This is a genomic window from Actinosynnema sp. NPDC023658 (assembly GCF_040639995.1).
Lineage (GTDB): Bacteria > Actinomycetota > Actinomycetes > Mycobacteriales > Pseudonocardiaceae > Actinosynnema.
Genome location: NZ_JBFAAX010001110.1, coordinates 1 through 1733, shown reverse-complemented (window position 1 = coordinate 1733; position 1733 = coordinate 1). Strand labels below are relative to the sequence as shown.

3 protein-coding genes are annotated in these 1733 nt (G+C 75.0%); all 3 read left to right on the top strand.

Annotated features, from left to right (window positions below; all coding sequences use genetic code 11):
- On the top strand, positions 1-377 hold a 377-nt coding region (locus AB0G02_RS38615; RefSeq protein ID WP_360804994.1), incomplete at its 5' end, for a GH36 C-terminal domain-containing protein.
- 25 nt (positions 378-402) lie between these two features.
- Positions 403-1350: a Gfo/Idh/MocA family oxidoreductase gene (locus AB0G02_RS38610; RefSeq protein WP_360804991.1), complete on the top strand. Its 948-nt coding sequence runs from the start codon at positions 403-405 to the stop codon at positions 1348-1350.
- Between the two features lie 164 nt (positions 1351-1514).
- On the top strand, positions 1515-1733 hold a 219-nt coding region (locus AB0G02_RS38605), incomplete at its 3' end, for a lantibiotic dehydratase C-terminal domain-containing protein (protein WP_360804988.1).

Sequence of the window (1733 nt, the reverse complement as noted above, 5' to 3'; positions counted from 1 at the left end):
GGTGCGAAGGCGGCGGGCGCGGTGTCCGTGGGCGTGGCCCCACCATCCACGACGGCGACCAGCACTGGCTCGTCCCGCCCGGCGACACCGGGCCGTGCGCGGTGCAGTACGTCTCCCGGGATCGCCGGGACGCGGTGCTGTTCGTCTACCAGGTGCGCGGCGTCGCCGGTGAGGGACCGCGCCGCCTCCGGCTGCGCGGCCTGGACGCCGACCGGCGCTACCGGAGGGCGGATGACGGCCTGGTCAGCACCGGGGCCGCCCTGATGGCCGCGGGCGTGCCCGCGGTCTTCCCCCGACCGCCCGCGCCCCGGCACACCGAGGACTGGCGCAGCCGGGTCGAGCACTGGCAGGTCGTCGACGAGGGGGTGGCCCGATGAAGGTCTGTCCGAAGAGGTCGGCGGAGTGGAGGTCGGCCCGGTGAAGGTGGCGCTGATCGGCACCGGCTACATCGCCGGGCGGCACGCGGCGGCGTTGACCGGGCTCGGCGTGGAGGTCGTCGGCCACGTGGGTCGCAGCGGCGTGGAGGAGGCCGCCGCCCGCTGGGGTGGGCGCGCGTACCGGGACACCGCCGGGCTGCTGGCCGGCGAGGACGTGGACGCGGCGTGGATCTGCGTCCCGCCCGACGCCCACGGCGACATCGAGCACGCGCTGATCGCGCACGGCGTCCCGTTCTACGTCGAGAAGCCGATCGGCGTCGACCTCGCGGTGCCGCGCCGCGTCGACGCCGCCCTGCGCGCGAGCGGCGTGATCGCCGGCGCGGGCTACTACTGGCGGGGCATGGACGTCGTGCCCGGCCTGCGCTCGATGCTCGCCGAGACACCGCCGCACCTGGTGCGCGCCGCCTGGCACGGCCTCGTCCCGCCCGTGCCGTGGTGGCGGGTCGCGGCGGGGAGCGGGGGACAGGTCGTCGAGCAGGCCACCCACCTCTACGACATCGCCCGGTTCCTGCTCGGGGAGGCCGAGGTCGTCCACGCGGTCGCCCGGCACTCGCCCCTGGCCGAGCACCCGGACCTGGACGTCGCCACCGTCAGCGCCGCCACCCTCGCGTTCGACTCGGGGCCGCTGGGCGTGTTCACCGCGACGTGCGTCCTGCACGCCACGGTGGACGCCGCCGTCGAGTTCCACTGCGAGGGCCGCAAGCTGACGCTGACGACGAAGTTCCTGCGCCGCGAGGACGGCGACGGCACCCACGACACCCCGGTCGGCCGCGACCCGCTCGTGACCGCCGACGAGCGGTTCCTGGCCGCGGTGCGCGAGCAAGACCCGGGCCTGCTGGTGTGCGACTACGCCGACGCGCTGCGCACTCAGGAACTCTGCTGCCGGGTGCGGGACGTGGCCGGGACCGCTTGAGTCCATCGTGGACGGTGACTCTTCGTCACCACTCACCCGTGGTGGCTTGTCACGCTTCGACACCGGTCGGCGCCCGGTGCGCTGAACTAGCGTCAGTGGGCGGAGGCGCGGGACGCGTCCACGACTTCGTGCCGATGCGCGGTGTGTGAGGAGCCGGTACCGACATGGTTGACGGGACGCGGAACTGGGTCGGTGCGCACGTCTTCCACCGCGGCGACCAGGACCTGCTGATCGCCCGCGCGCTGGCGCCGCTGTGCGCCGAGCTGACCCGCGCCGGGGCCCTCGACGAGTGGTTCATCCACCGCTACTGGGAAGGCGGGGCGCACGTGCGGCTGCGGCTGTGCACCACCTCGCCCGCCGACGCGATCCGCGCGGCCGTGGTG